Annotated in this window: 8 protein-coding genes; 3 read left to right on the plus strand and 5 right to left on the minus strand. The window is 73.1% G+C overall.

Annotated elements, in window-relative coordinates:
- Positions 1–57 precede the first annotated feature (57 nt).
- Positions 58–744 (minus strand): DUF6230 family protein, encoded by a 687-nt coding sequence (locus tag CCN56_RS39520; RefSeq protein WP_086832413.1) that lies wholly within the window; start codon positions 742–744, stop codon positions 58–60.
- A 135-nt stretch (positions 745–879) separates the two neighbouring features.
- Here CCN56_RS39520 and CCN56_RS39525 point away from each other — a divergent pair, with 135 nt between their 5' ends.
- Complete coding sequence (locus CCN56_RS39525; RefSeq protein ID WP_086832414.1) at positions 880–1482, plus strand: TetR/AcrR family transcriptional regulator; 603 nt, start codon at positions 880–882, stop codon at positions 1480–1482.
- A gap of 31 nt (positions 1483–1513) precedes the next feature.
- On the opposite strand, the gene lepB is transcribed toward CCN56_RS39525, so the two are convergent.
- Both lepB and CCN56_RS39535 read right to left on the minus strand, forming a co-directional pair.
- The gene (lepB, locus tag CCN56_RS39530) at positions 1514–2122 is read right to left on the minus strand and encodes a signal peptidase I (protein WP_086832415.1); all 609 of its coding nucleotides are present in this window, start codon (positions 2120–2122) and stop codon (positions 1514–1516) included.
- 103 nt (positions 2123–2225) lie between these two features.
- Entirely contained in the window at positions 2226–3257 is a 1032-nt protein-coding gene (locus tag CCN56_RS39535; protein ID WP_086832416.1) for an AraC family transcriptional regulator, read from the minus strand.
- A 152-nt stretch (positions 3258–3409) separates the two neighbouring features.
- On the opposite strand from CCN56_RS39535, the gene CCN56_RS39540 reads away from it, so the two are divergent.
- Complete coding sequence (locus tag CCN56_RS39540; protein WP_086832417.1) at positions 3410–3808, plus strand: Rieske (2Fe-2S) protein; 399 nt, start codon at positions 3410–3412, stop codon at positions 3806–3808.
- On the opposite strand, the gene CCN56_RS39545 is transcribed toward CCN56_RS39540, so the two are convergent.
- Positions 3795–4475, minus strand: coding sequence for a cysteine hydrolase (locus CCN56_RS39545; protein ID WP_086832418.1), 681 nt, complete (start codon positions 4473–4475; stop codon positions 3795–3797). The genes CCN56_RS39540 and CCN56_RS39545 overlap by 14 nt on opposite strands.
- 76 nt (positions 4476–4551) lie before the next feature.
- Here CCN56_RS39545 and CCN56_RS39550 point away from each other — a divergent pair, with 76 nt between their 5' ends.
- Positions 4552–5019, plus strand: a complete 468-nt coding sequence (locus CCN56_RS39550) for a pyridoxamine 5'-phosphate oxidase family protein (RefSeq protein WP_086832419.1) — start codon at positions 4552–4554, stop codon at positions 5017–5019.
- 13 nt (positions 5020–5032) lie between these two features.
- Here the strand turns inward: CCN56_RS39550 and CCN56_RS39555 are convergent.
- Positions 5033–5728: LysR substrate-binding domain-containing protein (locus CCN56_RS39555; protein ID WP_086832420.1), on the minus strand; the 696-nt coding region annotated here is incomplete at its 5' end.

Below are 5728 nucleotides of genomic sequence, written 5' to 3' on the forward strand. Positions count from 1 at the left end.
CCATCTCGGGGCTCCGCGCCGTACGAAGGGCGCGGAGCCCCGAGATGGTGCGTGTGGTCAGGCGCCGCAGGTCTTGTCGCCCTGGGCGATCCCGATCGCGAGGTCCGGCAGGGTGATCGCGCCGGCGATCGTGGCGCCGTTGGCGTCGGCGTTGAGGTTCTTGATGTCGGTCCGGCCGCCGGTGGCGTCGAGGCCGAACTGGCCCGGGGTGCCGTCGTTGATGCCGGTGCCCTTGATCCCGGAGCCGTCGGCGGCCGCACCGATGACGTTCGGGGTGGTGTCGCCGGCGTTGAGCGTGGCCGTGGCCGCCTTGAGCGCCTGCGCGTCGAGGACGAGCTTGTTCGCCTGGAGGCCGGCACCGGCGACGAGCTGGTCGCTGGTGAGCGGGGTCGCGGCGGCGGGCGAGGAGATGTTGAGCGACCAGGTGCCGAGGCTGCCGATCACCGGGAGGTTGACCGACTGCGTGGCGTGGACGCAGATGCCGTCCAGGCCCGCCTTGGCGATGCCGACCTCGGCGGCGCCCTTGGCCCCGCCGGCGTCGATGGTGTGCATGACCGCGCCGATGCCCTGAGGTGCGGCGACCGTCTTGGAGCTGAGGGTGAAGGGGACGCTCGTGAGCGAGAGGTTCGCGGCGAGCGCGCCCTGCACCATGGCCGTGGCCATGGCGGCGATGGCCGCCGTCGCGGGCACGGCGAGGAACGCCGATCTGCGCCAGCGGGTGACACCTCTGGTCTCGTGCTGCATGGGATCTCCAACCGTCGTGCCGCACCGGTCGAATGACACTTTGCGGCTGCCTGTTCGAGAATTGGACAGTTAACTGAGAAGTGTCAATACTTCTGACAATCCTGAGAATTTTTCCCGCTGGTCTAGGCTTGGCCGATGGCACGGTTCAGGGAGACGGTCCGGACACTGCTGCGCGAGCGGCTGCTGGACGCCGCGTACGAGGCGGTCGCGGACCGCGGCTTCGACAAGCTGCGCATGGCGCACCTGGCGTCCGCGGTCGGCGTCAGCCGGCAGACGCTGTACTCGGAGTTCCCCTCCAAGGAGGCGGTCGGCGAGGCCCTGTTCCAGCGCGAGTTGGAGCGCTGCCTCGTCGGCATCCAGCAGGGCCTGGACGCGCACCCGGACGACCTGCGCGCGGCCGTCGAGGCCGCCGTCGGCTTCACGCTCACGCTGGCCGGCCGGAATCCGCTGATCAAGGCCATGCTGACCAGCACCGGGGAGGACGGACTCCTCTCGTACCTGACGACCCGGTCCGCGGCGGCCTTCGACACGGCGACGGCGATGGCCGACGCGTACGTCACGGACGCCTGGCCCACGATCGACCCGGTGGCGCGCGAACTGGCCGTGGACGCGGCGGTCCGGCTGACCGCGAGCCACATCGTCCAGTCCACCTCCTCGCCCGAGGAGTCGGCCCGCCGCATCGCGGACACCGTGGTCCGGATCGCCCTGAGCACGGGCCGGGAGCGGATCCCCGAATAGCCGTCAGGGGCTCGCCCCCCCCGGACCGGGGTCAGGGGCTCGGCCCCCGGTACTCCTCCAGGAGCGGCCGGTTGCCGATGTCCGGCGACGCGGAGACGGGGAAGGCCCGCACCCCGACCCGCCCCTCGACCCGGTCGAGCGAGCCCCAGCCGTACGCCCGCGAGTCGTCCGACAGGTCGGGGTTGTCACCCAGGTAGAAGAAGGCGCCCTCGGGCACGGTCCGCAGCTCGGGCCGCGCCGACCGGGTGCCGTCGGACCCGCAGCAGGCGCTCGTGCGGTGGGCCTGCGCCGCCCACTGGGACGCCACCACCCGGCGCACGGGGCCCCGGCCCCCCTCCTGGAGGAGGACCTGGAAGGGCTCGTCCGGCGTGGAGACGATCGCGACCCGGTCACCGGGCAGGGCGATCACCCGCTTGACGAGGAGGGCGTCCTTCCCGGTGGCCCGCAGCAGCACGACGTCGAAGCGGTGCGCCTCCCCCGCCGAGCCCGGGGCGACGAGGATCCGGTCGCCCTGGTGGAGGGTGGGGGCCATGCTGGTGCCGTCGACCCGGACGCCGAGGGCCGTGACGGCGACGCCGGCGAGGAGGCAGAGCAGGACACCGGTCCCGAGGACGGCGCCGGCCGCCCGGCGCGCGTTCACCGGCGTCGGGTGGGGTCCGGCGGGTGTGCGGCGCCGGACCGGTCGATTTCGGTCATGGCGGGAAGGTAGGCCGGGCCGCGGGCGGCGACTGTGACCGTACCGCTCAGGGTTGTTGACCGCGCGTCTGATAAGACCGGGGCGTCTCGCCGGTCCAGCGCCTGAACGCCCGGTGGAAGGCGCTCGGTTCGGAGAAGCCGAGCTGCCGGGAGAGCCGCTCGATCGACACCCGGCCGCCGGTCAGCTCGGCGATGGCGTGGTCGCGCCGCACCTGGTCGCGGATCCGCTGGTACGTCGTTCCCTCGGCGGCCAGTTGGCGCCGCAGGGTCTGCGGGCTGACGGACAGCCGGTCGGCGAGCTGCTCGGGCGTCGGCACCGGCCCGGCGGGCAGCGCCCGGCCGATCAGGTGCCGCACCCGGCCGGTCACCGTACTGCCGTAGTCGGCGCAGACCAGCACGTCGACCGGGGCGCGGCGGAGGAAGACCTTGAGCGCGGCCGCGTCCCGCAGGACGGGTTCGTCGAGGTCCGCCCGGTCGAAGACGGCCGCCGTCCGCTCGGCCCCGAAGACGCAGGGCGCGCCGAAGAGGAGGGCGTACTCGCGGGCGTGCCGGGGCTCGGGGTGGACGAACTCCACCCGTCGCAGGCCGATCCGGCGGCGGACGAGCCAGCCGGCGAAGCGGTGCGCCACCAGGACGGTGGACTCGGCGCCGAAGTGGAGGGGGTCGTCGTACCCGGAGACGTCGAACTCCATCCGCGCCTCGTCGGGTTGACCCGTCCCGCCCGCGCCGGGTTCGAGGAGCCGGAAGCGCGGTCCGGCCGGGAAGAGGGAGTAGAAGGTCTGGGCGCGGCGGAGCGCCTCGCGCAGGTCCCGGCTGCCGTGGACCACGACGTGGGCCATCATGGCGAAGGTCCCGACCTTGCTGGGCGCGCCACCGAAGCCGATCAACTCGTCGTCGAGCGCGGCCCACAGCGTCCTGACGAGCTGCCCGAACTGTTCCGCCGGGACCCTGTCCGGGGGTTCCTCCAGGAGTGCGGGGGAGAGTCCGGCGCGGGCGAGGAGGGGGCCCGGGGCCACCCCGCGCCGTTCGGCGCCGAGGAGAACGGCCCGTACGTGATGGGTGCTGACCGACGAGTTCACCGAAGCTAGACACTTTCATCGAAGGATGTCCAGGTTCCGACACTCTACTCAGAACTGTAAGGCCCTCGAAGTGCGCATCCCGTGAACGGGACACAGCTCACAGCCGTACCGTCACCCGTGCAACATGCACACCGAGGGAAGAGGGGCAGTACATGAGCGGAGTGGCACGTCGGACGGTGGTCGCGGCGGCGGGCAGCGCGGGCCTGGCGGCGGCGCTCGCCGCCTGCGGGGGCGGCGCGGACGACAAGAACGCGGCACCGGAGGGCACGGCGCTGGCGCGGACCGGGGACATCCCGGTGGGCGGCGGGAAGATCCTCGCCGACAAGGGGCTGGTGATCACCCAGCCGAAGGCAGGCGAGTTCAAGGCCTTCTCCTCGAAGTGCACCCATCAGGGCTGCGCCGTGAGCAGCATCAAGGACGGCGTCATCGTCTGCCCGTGCCACCAGAGCCACTTCGACATCTCGGACGGCAGCGTGAAGTCGGGCCCGGCGCCCTCGCCGCTGCCGCCGGAGCCGATCGAGGTGGTGGGCGAGGAGATCAGCCGGGGCTGACGGCACCCCCGGCACCCCTGGGGCCTCTCGGGGCCTTCCAGCACCCCAGTACCTCGTCGGTCGTGGTGATGGTGGCGACGAGCGCGAGGGTGTGCCGGATCATCGCGGGGGTGTAGTCGGCCGGCACCCCCGCGATGGCGTCCCCGGGCACGACGACCGTGTAGCCGAGGTTCACGGCGTCGAAGACCGCGTTGGGCACGGCCACGTTGGCCGAGACCCCCGTGACGATCAGGGTGCGGCAGCCGAGGTTGCGGAGCAGCGCGTCGACGTCGGTGCCCGCGAGCGGCGAGAGCCCGTGCAGGCGCCGGACCACGAGATCCTCGTCGGCGACCTCGATCGGTTCGGCGATCCGTACGGCCCTGCTGCCGCTGTGCTGCTGCACGGGCAGCCGGGCGGCGGCCGTGAAGAGCCGGGCGTTGGTGTTGGCGCCCCGCCCGTCAGGACGCCGCTCGGCGACGGCGTGGATCACCTGGACGTCCGCCGCGTGCGCGGCGGCGACGAGCCGGGCGACGTTCCGCAGGGCGCCCGACCTGCGGGCGGCGGCGGCCAGTTCGGGCAGGGCGCTGTCGATCCCGACGACCCCCTGCTGGCACTCGACGGTGAGCAGGACGACTCCGCCGTCCGGGCGGATCCGCTCCCCGAGCCGTTCTCTCGGACTCTGACCCATGGTTCCCCCTTGCACGCGCGTGGATGCCCCTCCATGCTTTCTGACGTCTCATCAGAAATCCAGAAGGGGGCGGACGATGACCGTCGCACAGCGCCGTGGACGCCGGATCATGATGACCCCGGCCGAGCTCGACTCGTTCCTCTCCGAACAGCGCACCTGCCGGGTCGCGACCGTCTCCGCCGACGGCCGCCCGCACGTGAGCGCGCTCTGGTTCGCCTGGGACGGCTCCTCGCTGTGGCTGTACTCGATCACCCGGAGCCGCCGCTGGGCGGAGCTGCGCGCCGATCCGAGGATCGCGGTCGTGGTGGACGACGGGGAGGAGTACGGGGAGCTGCGCGGGGTGGAGCTGTCGGGGACTGCCGTCTTCGTCGGCGAGGCGCCGCGCACCGGCGAGCCGTGCCCCGAGCTCGACGTGCCCGAGCAGCTCTTCGCCGCCAAGAACTTCGGCCTGGACGCCATGCCGCACGACGGCCGGCACGCCTGGCTGCGACTGACCCCGGAGAAGATCGCCTCCTGGGACTTCCGCAAGCTCGCGACCCTCTGAGAGCCGGCGGGAATCAGCTCCCCAGCGGCTCCGCCGCCGCCCGCAGTGCCGCGACGACCGCCCGCACGGAGGGCCGGCGGCCCGCGTCGGCGCGCCAGGTGGCGTAGATGTGGCGCCGCACCTTCTGCCGTACGGGAACGAAGACGACCCCCTCCGGCACGGGGCGCCCGAGCCGGGGCGTGACGCACACCCCGAGGCCGGCCGCCACCAGGGCCAGCTGGGTGTGGTGCTCCCCCGCGAAGTGCCCGATGCGCGGCTCGATGCCCTGCGAGCGCAGCGTGAACATCAGCCAGTCGTGGCAGAACTCGCCCTCCGGCCAGGAGACCCACTCCTCGTCGGCGAAGTCCTCCAGGTCCACCGCGTCCCGCCCGGCCAGCGGGTGTCCTGCGGGCAGGGCGACGTCGGCGGAGTCGTCGAGGAGGTGGGCGCGCTCCAGGCCGCCGGGGACGGGCGCCCGCTTGTTGCTCCAGTCCAGGACGATCGCCAGGTCCGCGTCGCCGCGCAGGACGGCCCGCACGCCCGGTTCCGGCTCCAGTTCCGTCGTGCGGACGCGGAGTTCGGGGTGGCCGGCGCGCAGGGCGGCGAGCGCGGCCGGGAACAGTCCGCGCGCCGCCGTCGGGAAGGCCGCGAGCCGCACCTCGCCCACCACCCGCCCCCGCTGGGCCTCGATGTCGGCCTGGGCCATCTGGACCTGGGACAGGATGCGGGC

Source organism: Streptomyces sp. NRRL B-24572 (genome assembly GCF_002156145.1).
In the GTDB taxonomy this organism is placed as follows: domain Bacteria; phylum Actinomycetota; class Actinomycetes; order Streptomycetales; family Streptomycetaceae; genus Streptomyces; species Streptomyces vietnamensis.

Bases quoted from the DNA above. Each gene is read 5' to 3' on its own strand.
- CCN56_RS39540 (WP_086832417.1), top strand. From the start codon at position 3,410: ATGAGCGGAGTGGCACGTCGGACGGTGGTCGCGGCGGCGGGCAGCGCG.
- CCN56_RS39550 (WP_086832419.1), top strand. From the start codon at position 4,552: ATGACCGTCGCACAGCGCCGTGGACGCCGGATCATGATGACCCCGGCC.
- CCN56_RS39520 (WP_086832413.1), bottom strand. From the start codon at position 744: ATGCAGCACGAGACCAGAGGTGTCACCCGCTGGCGCAGATCGGCGTTC.
- CCN56_RS39525 (WP_086832414.1), top strand. From the start codon at position 880: ATGGCACGGTTCAGGGAGACGGTCCGGACACTGCTGCGCGAGCGGCTG.
- CCN56_RS39545 (WP_086832418.1), bottom strand. From the start codon at position 4,475: ATGGGTCAGAGTCCGAGAGAACGGCTCGGGGAGCGGATCCGCCCGGAC.